This window comes from Bradyrhizobium sp. Kon37, assembly GCF_055807535.1.
Genome location: NZ_JBVVOY010000026.1, coordinates 23,307 through 40,766, shown reverse-complemented (window position 1 = coordinate 40,766; position 17,460 = coordinate 23,307). Strand labels below are relative to the sequence as shown.

Genomic DNA, 17,460 nt, shown 5'->3' with positions numbered 1-17,460 from the left:
ATAAACAGCGGCCGGGACAAGGCGGGCCGCCTGAGATCGCACACGGTTTGCGGCATCCTGATGCACTCGAGCCGGGCGGTGACGACCGAAGGTCTGCCGCTCGGACTGACGGCCGGCAAATTTTGGACCCGGAAGAAATTCAGGGGGACCGCCGCGCTTAAGGAGAAGATCAATCCGACGCGTGTTCCCATCGAGAAGAAGGAGAGCATTCGGTGGCTGGACAATGTCCGTCAATCCACGGAGCTGCTGGGCGATCCGGGATGGACGAGGTCGCCGTCAAAGGACTGCATTGCATCGACCTCAGAAACAACAACGGTGATCCCGATGAAACCGTCCTCGAGATCAGATATCGCAAGATTCGCCTCTTGCCACCGATCGGAAAGCAGAAGCGCTGCCCGGCGCTGACCTTGATGGTGATCCATGCCGAAGAGCGCGTGACGCCGAAGAACAGAAAGAAAATCGAGTGGAAGCTGATCACAGATCTGCCTGTTAGCTCCCGCACCGACGCCATTGAGAAGCTCGAATGGTATGCTTTGCGATGGAAGATCGAGGTGTTCCACAAGATACTCAAATCAGGCTGCAAAGCCGAGCAGCCGAAGCTTAGGACCGCCCAGCGTCTGATGAACCTGATCTCGCTCTTTTGCATCCTGAGTTGGCGGGTCTTCTGGATGACGTGCTCAACCGTTCCGCTCCAGACGCGCGACCAACCCTCGCGTTGACGCGACCCAAATCGGGCGTACTCGATCGCCTCGTCAACGACAAACAAAAAGCGACAAAGACGCTTTCGCACTATCTCATCAAGATCGCTCGGCTCGGCGGTTATCTTGCCCGTGCCAGCGATCCGCCCCCGGGGCAATACGGTCATGTGGCGCGGGCTGTCGCGCCTCACCGACATCGCGTTAGGCGCCCTGGTCGGAGGAGAATTTGTGGGAAATTGAAAGCTTCACCGGATGGATACGCTCCCGCTGCCGGATCTCAGGGTTGATGCGAGCCGGCGATCACGTCGTTTCCGCCGCCTTGGCGACTTCAAGGAAGATCTGCACACAGTCGGTTGTGGACACCCTTCGGGCAGCGCTCACGTGGCACGCTTCCTGGTTCAAGTTCCGTGAGCCAGGCTGTGAAGGGCTCCCCCATGGCTTTCGAACATCATGAACAGTTTTTCTCCGGCCCGCGGCGCGCCGCGAGGAGGCTGCGGATAGGTGTTCCGCGCAGTTTTACTGTTCGCGGGACCGCCTAAAAGCAGGTTTTGATCACGGCGCCACAGCTATCCTCCAACAGTTGAAGGGAAACGATGTGACGACGATCTTGAGGAATGTTCGTGCGGGGAAACAATTTTCAGATTCTCTAATCGTTGCGAACCACGATCATTATCCTGGCAAGTGGAGTGAGGTCCCTTCAGACTACGCCCATGCGTTTTCACGCCGAGCAATCGATTCCCGATCGGGTGCGATCATAGGTCACGGGCCGCCTCGAGCTTCAGCACCCGAATGATGACCAGCCCCTTTGATTGGCCCCTGCAAGCGGATGGACTTGCCACCACAAGAAAAGGTGTAGTCGTGCAAAATGATGCCCTTAGCCTCGACGAAATCGTCCGTTGCGTGAACGCAAAGGCTTCCGATTACTGTGCCCTGAGCGACCGTATCTGGACAATGCCAGAACTTGCTTTCGAGGAATGGCGCTCGTCAGCGGAGCAGATCACAATGCTCGAGCGTGAGGGCTTTCGCATCACCAAAGAAATTGGTGGTATCGCTACGGCCTTCGTGGCCGAATATGGTAGCGGCGGTCCGATCGTCGGAATCCTTGGTGAGTTCGATGCGCTGCCCGGCCTTGCACAAGTATCGGGCCTAACCGAGCACCAGCCAACAATGAAAGGGGCTCCTGGCCATGGCTGCGGGCACAACCTTCTTGGTTCCGGTGCAGCCCTGGCGGCTGTCGCGATAAAGGATGCGCTTTCGGCCGAAGGTATAGCGGGCACAGTACGCTATTACGGCTGCCCGGCGGAGGAGGCCGGCGGAGGTAAAACCTACATGGCGCGCGCCGGCGTTTTTGATGGCATCGATGTCGCCTTTTCATGGCATCCGGCGGACGTTAACGGGGTGTCCACTCAGTCGACGCTCGCGACTGTTGGAGCTTACTTTCGCTTTAAGGGCCGCGCGTCGCACGCCGCGGCTTCTCCTCATGTCGGCCGTTCCGCACTTGATGCGGTGGAACTGATGAATGTGGGCGTGAACTACATGCGCGAGCACATGCCCTCCGAGGCGCGGGTGCACTATGCTGTCACCGACACGGGAGGCGATGCGCCTAACGTAGTTCAGGCCTATGCGGAATCAATCTATTCAGTCCGTTCACCGCACCTGCCGGACGCTGAGCGACTTTTCGAGCGCGTGAAGAACATTGCTAAGGGCGCCGCGCTGATGACCGACACTTCCGTGACGGTACAGATCACCGGTGGTTGCTCGAACGTTCTGCCAAACGTGGTGCTGCAAGAAGTCATGTACGAAAACATGCGCCGGCTCGGCCCACCCGACTTCGACCACGCCGACTATACCTTTGCGCGGGAGATAAGAAAGGCGGCCCTGACGAACGACGACGTGAAGGCAAGTGTCGGGCTGCATTATGTTACGCTCAAGGAACGGGTGCTCCACGATGCGCTGCTCCCAATGCCCGCGCACGAGGGCGTCTCGATGGGCTCGACCGACGTCGGAGACGTAAGTTGGATTGTGCCGACTGCACAATGTTACACAGCCTGCTTCGCAATAGGCACGCCACTCCACACCTGGCAGCTCGTTACACAGGGAAATTTGCCTGCGGCTCATAAGGGCATGGTTTTGGCTGCGAAGTCTATGGCGACCACGGCCGCCGATTGTCTGAGAAATCCGGCCATCATAGCCCGGGCAAAAGCAGAGCTGAAGGAGCGCACCGGTGGCCGCGAATATCGTTGCCCGATTCCGCCAAATGTATCGCCTTATGACCTGCGCGCAAAGGCGCCGTAAGTCTCTTCCCGCGAACTCGCTATCAAGCTCCGCAAGGGTCGATCAATCCATCCTCGAAACCAAAGGGCCAGAAGTAAAATGAGCATTACTCGGCGAACTCTTGTGAAAGGAAGCATGGCGGCCATGGCGGCTGGATTGATGCCGTTGAGGCTCCGGGCGCAGACGGCCCAGTCAGCCGCCCGGACGGTGCGCATGGCGACGGGAAATATTACGATCTTCGATCCGTACTCCACGACCGCTATTCCTACCATGAATCATGCTCTGGCGATCTACGATATGCTGTTCGCCCTTGACTCCCAATTTGCGCCGCAGCCGCAAATGGTCAGTAAGTGGAGCGTTTCCGACGACAAGAAGACTTATACGTTCGAGTTGCGCGATGGGTTGGCCTGGCATGACGGCACCCATGTCACAGCAGCGGACTGTGTCGCCTCGATCCGTCGTTGGCTTCAGCTATCCGGCGCGCAGTCGGTTCGGGAGCGGGCGAAGGATATCTCGAAGAAAGACGAGAATTCTTTCAGGATCACGCTTAACGAGCCGCTGGGGCAGTTAATCGACCAGTTGGGGAATTCCCAGTCTCCCCTGTTCGTCATGCGCGAGCAGGACGCGGATCGTCCTCCCTCTCAGCCCGTGACCACGCATATCGGATCTGGGCCGTTTAAGTTCAACGAGAGGCTCTTCAAGCCCGGCGCGAGCCTGGTTTACGACCGCAACGAACAGTATGTCCCACGTCGGGAGAAGGCTGACGGGCTCGCCGGCGGAAAAGTCGCAAAGGTCGATCGCATTATCTGCGAAATCATGAAAAATGCACAAACAGCGGCTGCTGCTTTGCAAGCGGGCGAGGTCGATTTCCTGGATTCGCCGCCAGCCGAAGTTCTCTCAATGCTCGAGAACGATCCTAACCTTGTAGTGGAAGATCTCCACAAGTCAGGTGATGACTATGTTTTGCGTATGAACTGTTTGCAGGCCCCATTCAGCAACGCTTATGCGCGCCAGGCGATGCTTCACCTGATCGATCAGGAAGCGTTCCTGAATGTTATGAATCGAAATCCAAAATATAACCACGTCGTGACCTCATTGTTTGGAACCAACACGCCGTATGTCAATGACGTCAACACAGGATGGCACAAAAAGGGCGGCGATCCTGAAAAAGCCAAGCAGCTTTTCCAGAAGGCCGGTTATGCGGGCGAAAAACTCGTCATCCTTCAACCGACGGACTGGGCGGCTGTTACCAACGCGTCGCAACTTTTGGCCGCCACGCTGCGAAAGATCGGGATCAACGTCGAACTCGCGCCAAGCGACTGGGCCGGACTTATCGCGCGCCGGGATAAAAGAGGTCGCGTCGAAGATGGTGGCTGGAGTATGTTCATAACGTACTCCAGTGATGCTAGCTTCGGCCGACCATCAAATTCAGCGTGGCTAGCCCTAAATGGCGAAAACGGGTGGTACGGTTGGCCAACAAGCGACGAATATGAGGCTCTTCGGGCCAAATGGCCGGATCTCGAAACGCTCGAGGATCGCAGGGCGATGGCCCGTAAGATGCAGCAAGTTTATTGGGATTCTGTTGGCCAAGTTTTCCTGGGTCAGATTAACTCACTTACGGCACGCCGCAAAACGCTCACTGGTATCATCGGAGCGCCGGCACTGACTCCGATGTGGAACATGCAGAAATCCTGAGGCAGTTGTGGGCGTTTATATCCTTCGCAGATTAATCTCAATGATCGCCGTCATGGGGATGGTCGGCATTTTCGTGTTTCTGCTCCTCAGGCTGGCCCCCGGCGACGCCGCGGCCATGATCGCCGGCCCGATGGCCACGCAACAGATGGTTGACAGCATCCGGGAACAGTTGGGCCTGAAGGAGCAATTGCCGGCCCAGTTCTTCCATTGGGCATTAGATATCATCAGTGGCAATTTCGGCAATTCGATTTTTGCTGGGCTGCCGGTTCTCAAGGTTATCTCGCAACGGCTCGAGCCGACTCTTTCGCTCGCGATCCTCACGATGAGCCTTTCGGTCGGAGTTGGGATTTCTTTCGGCATCTTTGCTGCGTGGAGTGGAGGCGGCGTTCTTGATCGCATGCTGACAGCGTTTTCAACGTTTGCCTATTCCGTTCCGGTGTTTGTCGTTGGTTATTGCCTCGTATACTTTTTTGCGGTCCAAACACGTTGGCTGCCAGTCCAGGGCTATGTATCGATAGAGGATGGCCTCCGACCCTGGTTCTCGCACTTGATCCTGCCGACCGTGGCATTGGGTTTACCTTACATTGCCTTCATTGCCCGGATCACGCGAGCGAGCATGCTGGAAGTTCTACTAGAAGACTACATGCGCACCGCCGCCGCTAAGGGCGCCTCGACTTATTCCATACTTTTTCATCACGCGTTAAAGAACGCGAGTGCGCCGATCCTCACAGTGATCGGCATGAGTTTCGCCTATCTCATTGGTGGTGTCGTCGTTATTGAAACAGTGTTCAACCTGCCCGGCGTCGGTCGCTTAGTCATCGATGCGATCGATAATCGGGACTATCCCGTCATACAAGGCGTACTGATCCTCGTGTCGGGTCTCTACGTGGTCATCAATCTGGTGGTTGACCTCGCCTATACTCTAATCGACCCCCGCATCCGGTACTGACCATGTCCGTTCTCTCCGCATCGACTGACGCCGTAGCGACGACGCAGTCTCGAATGTCTCGGCTATTTCGGCTGGTAAAGCGCCATCCCATGGTCATTATCGGGGGCGGCCTCTTGTTGCTCATGATCGTTATGGGGCTTACTGCACCGCTGTACGCCAATGATCCAACGACCATAGATGCATTCAAGCTGCTTCAGCCCCCTTCGGCCGAAGTTTGCTTGGGAACGGACAATCTCGGCAGAGATGTTTTTGCGCGAACGATGTTTGGGGCCAGGATTTCGCTCTTGGTGGGAGTTGTGTCCACGGCCGGAGCGGCCCTGATAGGTCTGTTGGTCGGCATCATTGCCGGCTATAGCCATAGCTTCGATAACGTCATGATGCGGATGATGGACGCCCTGATGTCGATCCCGACAATCCTTTTGGCCATTGCCCTTGTTTCTCTGACGGGACCTGGCGTCGGTATCCTTGTCGTTGCTATTGCGATTCCTTATATCCCGACGGTCGCGCGACTTGTTCGTTCCGTAGTACTAGGTCTTCGTGATTGTCCTTATGTGGTGGCCGCTCAGTGTGGCGGTGCGCGCCTGCCTAAGGTGTTGTGGCGCCATATCCTGCCGAGTACTATTAGTCCGCTTATGGTTCAGAGCGCCAATGTCTGCGCTGGCGCAATTTTGAGCGAGGCGGCGCTGAGCTTTTTGGGCGTCGGCGTTCCGCCTGACATCCCTAGTTGGGGCAATATGATCGCAAGCTCTCGCCTGTATCTGCCTATCGCCCCCTTGACGGTCTTCGCCCCCGGTATTGCCCTTGCGGTGACAGTGCTTGCTGTCAACTTGCTCGGGGATGGCCTGCGCGACCTGTTCGATCCCCGCTCTCGGCGGAGAGACTGACATGCTCACGCGCGAAACTCCGAAGAACGATGTGCTTCTCGATGTGCAAGAGCTTGAGACCCACTTTTACGGCGAAGAAAGTCTCACCCGCGCTCTGGGCGGCATCAGTTTCCAGGTGAAAAAAGGCGAAACTCTCGGTGTAGTCGGCGAATCGGGATGCGGAAAGAGTGTCACCGCGCTTTCCATTATGCGCCTGCTGCCGAAACTGACTGCCAAGACCGTCGGCGGCAAGATCCTCTTCGACGGTCGCGATCTCCTGGAAGTCTCAGACCGGGAGATGCGAAAGATTCGCGGCAATCAGATCGCCATGATTTTCCAGGAGCCAATGACGAGCCTGAACCCGGTTTACACTGTCGGTCACCAGATTGCTGAGACGGTGCAGATTCACGCGAACGCTTCGCGGTCCGTTGCGTTGGCAAGGGCCGAGGAGATGCTCCGCCTTGTTCGCATCGCCGACCCTGATCGCCGAGCGAAGAATTATCCTCACGAAATGTCTGGAGGCATGCGCCAGCGCGCGATGATCGCGATGGCGCTCGCCTGCTCGCCAGAACTGTTGATCGCTGACGAACCGACCACCGCGCTTGACGTCACGATCCAGGCGCAGATCCTGCGCTTGATCATGGACCTGAAGGAGCGCACGAGAACTGCAGTCATGTTTATCACCCATGATCTCGGCGTTGTCGCGGAGACATGCCAACGCACGATTGTTATGTATGCTGGCCGTATCGTCGAGCAGGCGAGCGTGACGGATTTGTTCGCGCGTCCGACACATCCCTACACTCAGGCACTTATGCGCTCACTCCCCGACCGGCGGCGTGGTCGACAGCGCCGCCTTCCAGAAATCCCCGGCATTGTCCCGAGCCTTCGCGAGGCGATTGTGGGGTGCAGTTTCGCGCCTCGCTGTCCGCTCGCAACAGACATTTGCCGCGAGACGAGACCCTCCTTGCGCGACCTCGGTTCGTGCCATACCGTGGCTTGCTGGCGCGCCGAAGAAGTAATGGGCGCATGAGTGATCCTCTACTTAAAGTCGAACGTCTGACGAAGCACTACCCGCTGGGTACAGGATTTTTCAGCAGGGGGGGGCCGGTCGTTAGGGCGGTGGAGGACATTTCCTTTTCCGTTGAAGCTGGCGAAACGCTTTGTATCGTCGGCGAATCCGGCTGCGGCAAGTCCACGGTCGCCCGGCTCCTGATGCGGATAGTGGAGCCAACAGTTGGGCGGGTGCTGATCGAGGGGACCGACATTGCAGATCTCAAGAAGGACGCGCTTCGGGCTTGGCGGCGCCGGATGCAGATGGTGTTCCAAGATCCGTACTCATCCTTGAACCCGCGCCTGACTGCAGCACAAATCATCACCGAACCTGTCGAAAACTTTGAGACCCTCAGCCGGAAGCAGCGTCAAGCGCTTGCCGCCGAGCTTCTTCGGAAAGTTGGGATGTCCCCGCAGGTGATGCACAGGCTCCCGTCCGAATTGTCGGGGGGGCAGCGCCAGCGACTCGGCATTGCGAGGGCCTTGTCGCTCCGGCCTTCTCTCATCGTTGCCGACGAGGCGGTATCAGCCCTGGATGTCTCGGTGCAGGCGCAAATCCTCAACTTGCTGATGGATCTCCAGCAAGAATTGGGGATCGCCATTATCTTCATCTCACATGACCTCAGCGTCGTTGAGCATATCAGCCGTCGTGTAGCAGTCATGTACCTGGGAAGGATCGTGGAGCTTGCCCCGTGCGAGGCTCTCTTCGCTAAGCCGGTCCATCCCTATACAGAAGCCCTCATTGCGGCGGCCCCAGTACCGGACCCGACACAGGTTCGGCGGGAGGTGCCCATTGAGGGCGAAGTGCCAAGTCCGATTAGCCCACCGAAAGGGTGCGCTTTCCATCCACGCTGCCCGCATGTACTCGAGCGTTGCCGGATCGAAGTGCCACCTTTGGTTCCCCTGGCTGACGGGCGGGTAGTCGCCTGTCATGTGCGCGCTCCGGCCTCTTGATTTGCGAGCGGAGTATTCTGGTTTCCGGTGGCGGTACTGCGCCGCCCCATCTCCTGCGGATGTCGCTGTCCTTCGATACAGCGTAGCCGGTGAGTCATGGCGAGAGCTGGCTTAACTCGCCAACTCCGCCCGAGATGCTACGTCGAGCCCTGGGCTGCAGTCGAGCCAACTACTTGCTTGCCGCGGACGAGCACATCGAGACGCTGCGTCGCTACGCGACGTGCTTTCGATTCTGCCGATGACACGCTGCCGCATCGCGTGAAACTTCCTAGCCGCGCAGCCGGTTATGACCGTGTCGGTCATAATCTGCTCTAGAGCACGCCTCGAGTTTTCTTCTGTTTGCATCTGGTTCACCGCCGTTGCCACCTGCGTGCTGATTGTTGGCTCAAAAAAATTGCCCGTCGGCTAACCCGTCCCCAGTTTAACGTGGAGCGTCGGGCCAAAGTCACCAAAACGCTCATTTTGCAGAATTTCTCCGATGGCAGGCGGCCTTTTGCAGCCTTTGTGCATCGGTCCGGTTTACCTGTCCTTTCGCACCACGAACTGCCGAGCTGGCAGCAGAGACTTTGTTGGGTGGATACCGGACCCCGAAATGAGTTGGGAGCCGCACGCGGCTCCCATTGATCGTTATGTCTATGGTCGCTCATCCTTTAGCGCTCGAATAAATACACCGGAATGACGGGCTAAACAGAATTCTCGCTCAGGACAAATCGAATGGATATCGCGTTCACGAAGGAAGAGCGGGCGTTCCGCGAAGAAGTGCGTCAATTTCTGCGCGACAGCGTTCCCCCGGCGACTCGCCGCAAACTTATCGAGGGCCGCCGTCTGTCCAGAGATGAAATGGTCGCTTTCACACGCATCCTGCACAAGAAGGGTTGGGCTGTGCCTGACTGGCCCAGACAACATGGCGGAACCGGCTGGACGCCGGCCCAGCTGTATATCTTTGGTGAAGAGTTGCAGATGCATCCGGCGAGGGGGCTGCCCGACTTCGGTACGTCCTTGGTCGGCCCCGTGATCTATACGTTCGGCACTGACGCGCAAAAGAAGTATTACCTTCCGCGGATTGCAAACGGAGATGACTGGTGGTGCCAGGGCTTCTCAGAGCCTGGCGCGGGCTCGGATCTCGCCTCGCTCAAGACACGGGCTGTGCGGGACGGCGAGCACTACATAGTTAACGGGCAGAAGATATGGACCACTCTCGCCCAATATGCCGACTGGATTTTCTGCCTGGTCAGGACCAATCCCGACGTTAAGAAACAATTGGGTATCTCCTTCCTCCTGATCGACATGAAGTCGCCAGGAATTACGGTGCGCCCAATCCAGCTGATCGATGGCAGCTACGAAGTCAACGAAGTCTTCTTCGATAACGTGCGCGTCCCCGCCGAAAACCTTGTTGGTGAGGAAAACAAGGGTTGGGACTACGCCAAGTTCCTTCTCGGCAATGAGCGATTCAGCATCGCCACGATTGGCTCTTCGAAAGAGCGTGTCCGCCGCATCAAGACGCTTGCCACTCTGTGCCGTGTCGGAGACGGGCGGCTAATTGACCAGACCGCCTTCCGAGAAAAGGTCGCGGCCCTTGAGGTTCGCCTAAAGGCATTGGAGATAACGCAGCTCCGGGTGGTGGCGAACGCATCCAAACGCCAGAGCGTCACCCAGGATCCTGCGAGCGCTATTCTGAAAATCAAGGCCTCGGAGATCCAACAGGCGACAGCGCAGCTCCTGATGGACATCGTCGGCCCCTATGCGCAACCCTACTGGTCAGACGAGGATATCCAGGCCCATAACAATCCGCCGATTGGTCCGGATTGGGCCACAGCTATCGCGCCGGCCTATTTCAATGTCCGAAAGGTCTCAATTTACGGCGGCTCTGACGAAATCCAAAAAAACATCATCGCCAAGGCGATCCTCGGCCTCTGACGCTCTTTGTTGGTCGAGGAGGCGAGACGCGAGCGTGTTCGCTGCGGGTGCAAGGGGGCTGTCGCGGCCCGCATTCAGGAGACTCTACCAGTGGACTTTGATCTTTCGGAGGAGCAGCGGCTTCTCAAGAACAGCGTTGAGCGCCTGATGCTCGAAAGTTACGGTTTCGACCATCGGCGCGGATACCAGAACGAAAAGGCGGGGTTCAGCGAGACCATGTGGACGCGCTATGCCGAACTTGGGCTTTTGGCTCTGCCGTTTTCTGAGGCTCATGGCGGCTTCGGCGGCGGCGCGGTCGAGATGATGATCGTAATGGAGAGCTTGGGCCAGGCGTTGGTCCTTGAGCCCTATTTCGCGACCGTAGTGCTCGCTGGAGGCGTCCTGCGGTATGGGGCAAACGAGGCGCAAAAGGCCACGCTCGTTCCAGCAGTTGCAGAAGGGCGGACAAAACTGGCCTTCGCGTATGCAGAGCCAAATTCGCGCTACGACCTCTTCCACGTAGAGACACAAGCGAAGAAGGACCGCGACGGGTGGTTGATCAGCGGTGCCAAAGGCCTTGTTCTCCATGGTCATAGGGCCGACAAGATCATCGTCTCGGCGAGAACGGCTGGAGGGCCGCGTGAAGAGGACGGGATCGGCCTCTTCCTCGTCGATGGTGAGGCGCATGGCCTCACGCGCCGCGGCTATCGAACACAGGATGGTCTGCACGCGGCCGAAGTCACACTTGCGAATGTGCGCGTTGAGCCCGCCGATGTGATTGGAGATCCCGCGGGCGCATTTCCCGTCATTCTGCGGGTTGCCGACGAGGCGGTCGCAGCGCTTTGCGCCGAAGCCGTCGGCTGCTTTGCAAAGATGCAATCGATCACGCTCGACTATCTGAAGACGCGCCAGCAGTTTGGCAAGACAATCGGTTCGTTCCAAGTGCTTCAGCACCGTGCCGTCGATATGTTCGTCGAACTGGAGCAATCGCGCTCCATGGCGATGTACGCCGCGATGATGGCAGCCGAAGACCATGCGATGGAGCGTGCTCGAGCGATCTCCGCGGCGAAGGTCCAAATCGGCCAGTCAGCGAAAGCGATCGGCCAACAGTCGATTCAGTTGCATGGCGGCGTCGGCATGACAATGGAATACAGCGTTGGCCACTATTTCAAGCGCGTCACGATGATCGACACATTGTTTGGAGATGCCGACCATCACCTCCGACGGCTCGCATCCCTCGGAGGACTGATGAGTGACCAAGAACATGGAACACAACGCGAGGTACTGCCGCATGGCTGAGGTCGTGAAACTCGAACGTCATGATGTCATCGCCACTATTACGGTCGATTATCCTCCCGTGAATGCGCTAAGTGCTGCGGTCCGTGGCGGTATCTTGCGATGCATGAACCTTGCGATCGCTGATCCGAAGGTGAAGGCGATCGTTCTGACATGCGCCGGCCGCACATTCATAGCGGGGGCGGATATCACCGAATTTGGTAAGCCGCCACAGTCCCCGACATGGGACGAGTTTATGGTGGTCATTGAGGACTCGCCCAAGCCCGTGGTCGCTGCCATCCACGGCAACGCCCTCGGGGGCGGGCTGGAAGTTGCATTGGCTTGCCATTTCCGGGTCGCGACCGAACTCGCCAAACTCGGTTTACCCGAGGTCAAGTTGGGCCTCCTGCCTGGCGGTGGCGGAACGCAACGCCTCCCCCGCGCCGTCGGGTCAGAGCTTGCGGTGAAGATGATTGTGGGCGGTGATCCGATCACTGCGCGAGAAGCACTCAATAGTGGCTTGATCGCGGAAATCGTGGAAACTGCAGCGGCCGGCGGGCAAGCCTTCGCCCGCAAGGTTCTGGCCGAGCGGCTGCCGATACGCAAGCTTCGCGACGATGATTCAAAGCTCGCCGCGACAAAGGCTGACCGCTCGATTTTCACCAACGCAGTTGCCTCCATGACCAGGCGGGCGCGCGGGCTGGAAGCTCCGTTCGCCGCCGCCGACGCCATCGGTGCTGCGATCGACCTACCGTTCGAAGAAGGGCTCAAAAAGGAGCTCGAGGGCTTCAACAAGCTGCTCGGAAGCGATCAATCCAAGGCGCAACGGTATGCGTTCTTCGCCGAGCGTGCTGCCAACAAGCTGGCCGGGCTTCCCGAAGGGACGAAAGCTCGACAGATTGAACGTGTGGCGGTCGTCGGGGCTGGCACAATGGGAGGCGGCATCGCGATGTCCTTCGCCAATGCCGGCGTTTCTGTGACTCTAATTGAGAGCACGGAAGAACAGCTCAAGCGCGGCTTGGGCACCATTCAGAGGACCTGGGAAGCATCGGCTGCGCGTGGCAGTATCCCCGCGGACGCTCCCGCCAAACGCATGGCCTTGATCAACGCCGTGGTCGGCCTCAGCAACGTGAAGGATGCGGACCTTGTCATCGAAGCGGTGTTCGAGACGATGGCCGTCAAGAAAGAGGTGTTCGCGCAACTCGACAAATACGCCAAACAGGGCGCGGTCCTCGCCTCCAACACCAGCTACCTGGATATCGACGAGATCGCTTCTGTCACCGACCGGGCGCAGGACGTGCTTGGTATGCACTTCTTCTCGCCTGCCAATGTGATGAAGTTGTGCGAGATCGTGCGCGGACCTCGAACCGCACCGGACGCGCTGATGACCGCGGTTTCGGTTGCCCGCCAGATCGGCAAGGCGCCGGTCGTCGTCGGCCTCTGCCACGGGTTCGTCGCCAATCGCATGTACGATCCGGCTTTCAAGCAGGCTGATAAGCTGTTGTTCGAGGGTGCGCTGCCGCATCAGATCGACGCAGTCCTGACCAAATTCGGCATGCCGATGGGACCGTTCGTCATGGGCGATATGGCAGGCTTGGATATTGGTTGGCTTTCGCGCAAGGATCGGGGCGTCAAATCAGAGATCTCCGATGCCCTTTGCGAGGCTGGCCGCTTTGGCCTGAAGGCCGGCAAGGGCTGGTACAAGTATGAGCCCGGCTCTCGCGCGCCAATTCCGGACCCGGACGTCGAGAGACTGATCGATCAGACGCTCATTCGCCTGGGCCGGAGGCGTCGAGCCATCAGTGACGAAGAAATCCTCGAGCGCATGATGTACTCGATCGTCAATGAGGGCGCGCACATCCTCGACGAAGGGATCGCCGCCAGACCGGGCGACATCGATGTAGTGTGGCTCTATGGCTTTGGCTGGCCGGTCTACCGGGGCGGACCGATGTATTGGGCTGACCAGGTCGGCCTCACGCATATCCTCGACCGGCTCGCGTTCCATGCAAAACAGACCAACGATCCCTCGCTTGAGCCGGCATCGCTCCTCAAGCGGCTGGCCGCACAAGGCAAGCTCTTCGCCTCTCTGGCGTAGTGACGCGCCAGGGACGAGGGTACGATTTCGACAACAAGGCCAGTCACCAAACAAAGGAATGCAACGCGATGATTCGCGATGAACAAGCCTATATCGTCGGTGCATATGAGCATCCCACGCGTAAAGCGCCCGACAAGTCAGTCGCGCAGCTTCACGCCGAATGTGCCGCCGGCGCACTGGACGACGCTGGTCTGACCAAAGACGACGTTGACGGCTACTTTTCGGCGGGCGATGAACCAGGCTTCCGCCCGGTCTCAATGGTCGACTTCTTGAATCTTAAGGTACGGCATTGTGACTTCACCGATATTGGCGGTTCCGCTCCGTTGCAGCACATTGCCCATGCCGCCCAAGCTATTGCGGCCGGCAAATGCAACGTGGCTCTGGTCACATTGGCTGGACGGCCTCGCAGCGCACCGGTCAACTTCCAACCCGACGTAACTCAGCCGGATTTGCTGTGGGAACGGCCGCTACGGCAAAGCCTGCTGGATATCTATGCCTTGTGCGCACGTCGTCACATGTATGAGTACGGGACCACTAGCGAGCAGTTGGCGTGGATCAAAGTCGCTGCTTCTCACCATGCACAGCACAATCCGCACGCCATGTTACGTAAGGTGGTCACCACTAAGGACGTGCTGGCGTCTCCAATGGTGTCTGACCCTCTGCACCGGCTCGACTGTTGTGTCATCTCGGATGGCGGCGGCGCCGTTGTGGTGACCCGCCCAGAGATCGCCAAGAGCCTCATGCGTCCGCGGGTAAAGGTGATCGGGTCGGGCGAGGGCATCCAGGGACAATCGGCTGGTGCGGTCGAGCTTACCGCTTCAGCGGCCAGGCAGTCAGGCGCCGTCGCATTTGCCGAGGCCGGTGTGAAGCCAAGCGATATCCGCTACGCTTCGATCTACGATAGCTTCACCATCACCGTCCTCATCGCATTGGAGGATCTCGGGTTCTGCGAAAAGGGCCAAGGCGGCCGGTTCGTTGCTGACGGAAACCTAATCTCCGGCGTCGGCGGGCTACCCTTCAACACAGACGGTGGTGGTCTATGCAGCAACCATCCAGCGATGCGGGGCGGAATTACCAAGGTGATCGAGGCCGTTCGCCAGTTGCGAGGCGAGGCCCATCCCGCCGTCCAGGTCAAGGATTGCGCGCTGGCGCTGGCACATGGCACCGGCTGGCTGATGGGGACGCGCCACAGCAGCGCCACGCTCATCCTGGAACGGGAGTAATCGCAAATGACGGGCAGAGACTTTATCGCACATAGTCCTGAGACAAAGCCGTTCTGGGATGCAGCCGCCGAAAGCCGCTTCGTACTACCACGGTGCCAACAATGCCATAGGACTCACTGGTATCCCCGAGGAATCTGCCCACACTGTCTATCGACCGATATCGATTGGCAGGAGTCTCCAGGGGAGGGCGAGATTCACTCGTTTTCTGTAAACCGCATGGGAAACGAGCCGTACGTGCTCGCTTATGTAGCGCTCACCGAGGGTCCGATTATGTTGACCAACGTGGTCGGCGCAGATCCGGCCACACTGTCGATAGGTACGAGAGTCAAGGTGATATTCAAGGGCGCAGCTCCGGAAGCCCCCGTTCCTCTGTTTGCTGTACGTTAGTACGGGCCGATCGAAATCGCTCGGCGAGATCCCAGCACCTTTGCCCTCTTTCTGCAGGCGAGGAGTCAAGCGCAAGGGTCGTGAGACAATGGGTCGGCTACGGCCGACCCATGCAGACGACGCCCTTGGCGCCAAGCAAATTCCGCAAGGTAAAACAACGATTCTGGTCATAGGCAGCCGTCGCCGCAACGATGGGAGTCGCCGGACTCCGTGAGCTTCGCGGGTGTGGCCACCGTCGGCGGAAACGCATGAGCTTGCTTCAGAGCGGAGCGGAATGGCTTTGCTGGAGAGCATCGCAGCGACCCCTCTGTGAAATTCCTGCTCACCAGTTCTTAGGGATAGCAATTGAAGCTCCAATGCTGACTTCGCCGACCGGTTCAAACTTCAAACGACCTCACGGCTGATAGAAGGTGCGCGGATGAAATCCGCTCATCGAAGCAATACGGTATCGATCAAACCGATCAAACGTGCAGACGATGATCACACTCCGGCCTCACTGCGCCATAGCGGGAATGAGCTGAAAGAAAACGTCCAGGAGCGGTTACTTGCGCGCCTAGTGGCGCAGCCAACAGGTGGCCGCCCACCGGCTAAGCCTGGACGAGCAATTCCTCATGGAACAGCGCGATGATCTGCACACGATGCGATCAGTCAAGCACGCTTCATTCGACAATGCCGGCGACGAAAACCTCTGGCTTGGCCTGAATTGCGATGATTTTTAGCCGTTGTGCTTCCATTTCGATGAAAACCAGCGCCGGCAACCAATACACATATTTGTATAAAAGAAGTCTCTGCTGGCCAATAGATCGCAGAGCTAAGAACGAAAGGTGACGACGCTGTGAGCCAACCGCCGGCGCCAGACGCAGGTGTGTCGCCGCGATCCTCGGTGCGCACACCGTCGGTCAAGAGAATCGCGGTCTGCTCTTCGATGGTCACGGGGGCGGAAGCGTCAGGGCGCGCGGGGGAGGAAAGAGGGGCGATGCCGGGCACGGACAATGCCTTTGTGGAGTTTTCTGGCGTTCAGAAGACGTACGACGGCGAAACGCTGGTCGTTAAGGATCTCAACCTGGAAATCGCTCGAGGTGAGTTTCTGACGATGTTGGGGCCTTCCGGCTCTGGCAAGACAACGAGCCTCATGATGCTCGCCGGCTTCGAGGCGCCGACCCAGGGCTCGATCCTCCTGGCGGGTCGCTCGATCGGCAACATGCCGCCCCACAAGCGCGACATCGGAATGGTCTTCCAGAATTACGCGCTGTTTCCGCATATGACCGTCGAGGAGAACCTCGCGTTCCCACTGAAGGTTCGCAAGCTTGGGAAGCTGGAACGAGAGGCGAAGATTAAGCGGGCGCTCGACATGGTTCGTCTGGGTGCGTATCGCGGCCGTCGGCCTGGCCAGCTATCCGGCGGCCAGCAGCAGCGCGTTGCACTGGCCCGCGCGCTCGTCTTCGATCCCAAGCTCGTGCTGATGGACGAACCGCTCGGCGCGCTGGACAAGCAATTGCGTGAGCACATGCAACTCGAGATCAAGCACATCCACGAGGATCTCGGCGTCACTGTGGTCTATGTCACGCATGATCAAAGCGAGGCATTGACGATGTCGGACCGCATCGCGGTGTTCAACGATGGGGTCATCCAGCAACTCGCCGCGCCCGCCGAACTCTACGAGCGGCCGCAGAGCGCGTTCGTCGCCCAGTTCATCGGCGAGAACAACCGGCTGCACGGCAAGGTCGTGGCGAAAAACGGAGAGAGCTGCGAGGTGGAGATTCCGGGCGCCGGCAACGTGCAGGCGCTGGCCGTCAATGTCGGCGCGGTTGGCCGATCGACGGTGCTGTCGTTGCGGCCCGAGCGGGTGAAGTTGAACCCGGCGCCAGGCTCGCTGCCCAATGTCTTCAGCGCGCAGGTTGCGGAAGTGATCTATCTGGGCGACCACGTGCGCACCCGGGTTTCGGTCTGCGGTCACGACGATTTTGTGATCAAGCTGCCGAATTCGGAAGGCACGGTGCAGGTCGAGCCCGGCGCGGTGATCACCATCGGCTGGAAAACTGAGGATTGTCGGGCGCTCGATGCGCCATGAGCGACGACCAAGCCTTTGCTTGAGCAGGGC

General features: G+C 58.6%; 13 protein-coding genes. All 13 read left to right on the top strand.

Features of this window, described 5'->3' with window-relative positions; all coding sequences use genetic code 11:
* The first annotated feature begins 260 nt into the window (after positions 1–260).
* The 13 genes from AC0L3J_RS31695 to AC0L3J_RS31635 all read left to right on the top strand — a co-directional run bounded on the left by AC0L3J_RS31695 (position 261) and on the right by AC0L3J_RS31635 (position 17,430).
* Positions 261–719 carry a hypothetical protein gene (locus AC0L3J_RS31695; RefSeq protein ID WP_473349676.1) on the top strand — a complete coding sequence of 153 codons (459 nt, stop codon included), beginning with the start codon at positions 261–263 and terminating at the stop codon, positions 717–719.
* 837 nt (positions 720–1,556) lie between these two features.
* Positions 1,557–2,993: a M20 family metallopeptidase gene (locus AC0L3J_RS31690; protein ID WP_473349675.1), complete on the top strand. Its 1,437-nt coding sequence runs from the start codon at positions 1,557–1,559 to the stop codon at positions 2,991–2,993.
* Positions 2,994–3,071: 78 nt separating this feature from the next.
* Positions 3,072–4,667 carry an ABC transporter substrate-binding protein gene (locus AC0L3J_RS31685; protein WP_473349646.1) on the top strand — a complete coding sequence of 532 codons (1,596 nt, stop codon included), beginning with the start codon at positions 3,072–3,074 and terminating at the stop codon, positions 4,665–4,667.
* 7 nt (positions 4,668–4,674) lie between these two features.
* Positions 4,675–5,616, top strand: coding sequence for an ABC transporter permease (locus tag AC0L3J_RS31680; RefSeq protein WP_473349645.1), 942 nt, complete (start codon positions 4,675–4,677; stop codon positions 5,614–5,616).
* Positions 5,617–5,618: 2 nt separating this feature from the next.
* Entirely contained in the window at positions 5,619–6,500 is an 882-nt protein-coding gene (locus AC0L3J_RS31675; RefSeq protein ID WP_473349644.1) for an ABC transporter permease, read from the top strand.
* Between the two features lies 1 nt (position 6,501).
* Entirely contained in the window at positions 6,502–7,509 is a 1,008-nt protein-coding gene (locus AC0L3J_RS31670) for an ABC transporter ATP-binding protein (protein WP_473349643.1), read from the top strand.
* A complete protein-coding gene (locus AC0L3J_RS31665; RefSeq protein WP_473349642.1) occupies positions 7,506–8,483 on the top strand; it encodes an ABC transporter ATP-binding protein in 978 nt (325 codons plus the stop codon). The genes AC0L3J_RS31670 and AC0L3J_RS31665 overlap by 4 nt, the downstream gene beginning before the upstream one ends.
* Before the next feature lie 714 nt (positions 8,484–9,197).
* Positions 9,198–10,400, top strand: coding sequence for a pimeloyl-CoA dehydrogenase large subunit (gene pimC, locus AC0L3J_RS31660; protein ID WP_473349641.1), 1,203 nt, complete (start codon positions 9,198–9,200; stop codon positions 10,398–10,400).
* 90 nt (positions 10,401–10,490) lie between these two features.
* The gene (locus tag AC0L3J_RS31655) at positions 10,491–11,678 is read left to right on the top strand and encodes an acyl-CoA dehydrogenase family protein (RefSeq protein ID WP_473349640.1); all 1,188 of its coding nucleotides are present in this window, start codon (positions 10,491–10,493) and stop codon (positions 11,676–11,678) included.
* Positions 11,671–13,749, top strand: a complete 2,079-nt coding sequence (locus tag AC0L3J_RS31650) for a 3-hydroxyacyl-CoA dehydrogenase NAD-binding domain-containing protein (protein ID WP_473349674.1) — start codon at positions 11,671–11,673, stop codon at positions 13,747–13,749. The genes AC0L3J_RS31655 and AC0L3J_RS31650 overlap by 8 nt, the downstream gene beginning before the upstream one ends.
* Positions 13,750–13,817: 68 nt before the next feature.
* On the top strand, positions 13,818–14,972 hold the full coding sequence (locus AC0L3J_RS31645; protein ID WP_085384584.1) for a thiolase domain-containing protein: 1,155 nt from the start codon (positions 13,818–13,820) through the stop codon (positions 14,970–14,972).
* A 6-nt stretch (positions 14,973–14,978) separates the two neighbouring features.
* Positions 14,979–15,359 carry a Zn-ribbon domain-containing OB-fold protein gene (locus AC0L3J_RS31640; RefSeq protein ID WP_473349639.1) on the top strand — a complete coding sequence of 127 codons (381 nt, stop codon included), beginning with the start codon at positions 14,979–14,981 and terminating at the stop codon, positions 15,357–15,359.
* A gap of 976 nt (positions 15,360–16,335) precedes the next feature.
* Positions 16,336–17,430, top strand: a complete 1,095-nt coding sequence (locus AC0L3J_RS31635; protein WP_473349673.1) for an ABC transporter ATP-binding protein — start codon at positions 16,336–16,338, stop codon at positions 17,428–17,430.
* The last annotated feature ends 30 nt before the right edge of the window (positions 17,431–17,460 follow it).

Bases quoted from the DNA above. Each gene is read 5' to 3' on its own strand.
- AC0L3J_RS31695 (WP_473349676.1), top strand. From the start codon at position 261: ATGGACGAGGTCGCCGTCAAAGGACTGCATTGCATCGACCTCAGAAAC.
- AC0L3J_RS31685 (WP_473349646.1), top strand. From the start codon at position 3,072: ATGAGCATTACTCGGCGAACTCTTGTGAAAGGAAGCATGGCGGCCATG.
- AC0L3J_RS31675 (WP_473349644.1), top strand. From the start codon at position 5,619: ATGTCCGTTCTCTCCGCATCGACTGACGCCGTAGCGACGACGCAGTCT.
- AC0L3J_RS31670 (WP_473349643.1), top strand. From the start codon at position 6,502: ATGCTCACGCGCGAAACTCCGAAGAACGATGTGCTTCTCGATGTGCAA.
- AC0L3J_RS31665 (WP_473349642.1), top strand. From the start codon at position 7,506: ATGAGTGATCCTCTACTTAAAGTCGAACGTCTGACGAAGCACTACCCG.
- pimC (WP_473349641.1), top strand. From the start codon at position 9,198: ATGGATATCGCGTTCACGAAGGAAGAGCGGGCGTTCCGCGAAGAAGTG.
- AC0L3J_RS31650 (WP_473349674.1), top strand. From the start codon at position 11,671: ATGGCTGAGGTCGTGAAACTCGAACGTCATGATGTCATCGCCACTATT.
- AC0L3J_RS31645 (WP_085384584.1), top strand. From the start codon at position 13,818: ATGATTCGCGATGAACAAGCCTATATCGTCGGTGCATATGAGCATCCC.
- AC0L3J_RS31640 (WP_473349639.1), top strand. From the start codon at position 14,979: ATGACGGGCAGAGACTTTATCGCACATAGTCCTGAGACAAAGCCGTTC.
- AC0L3J_RS31635 (WP_473349673.1), top strand. From the start codon at position 16,336: ATGCCGGGCACGGACAATGCCTTTGTGGAGTTTTCTGGCGTTCAGAAG.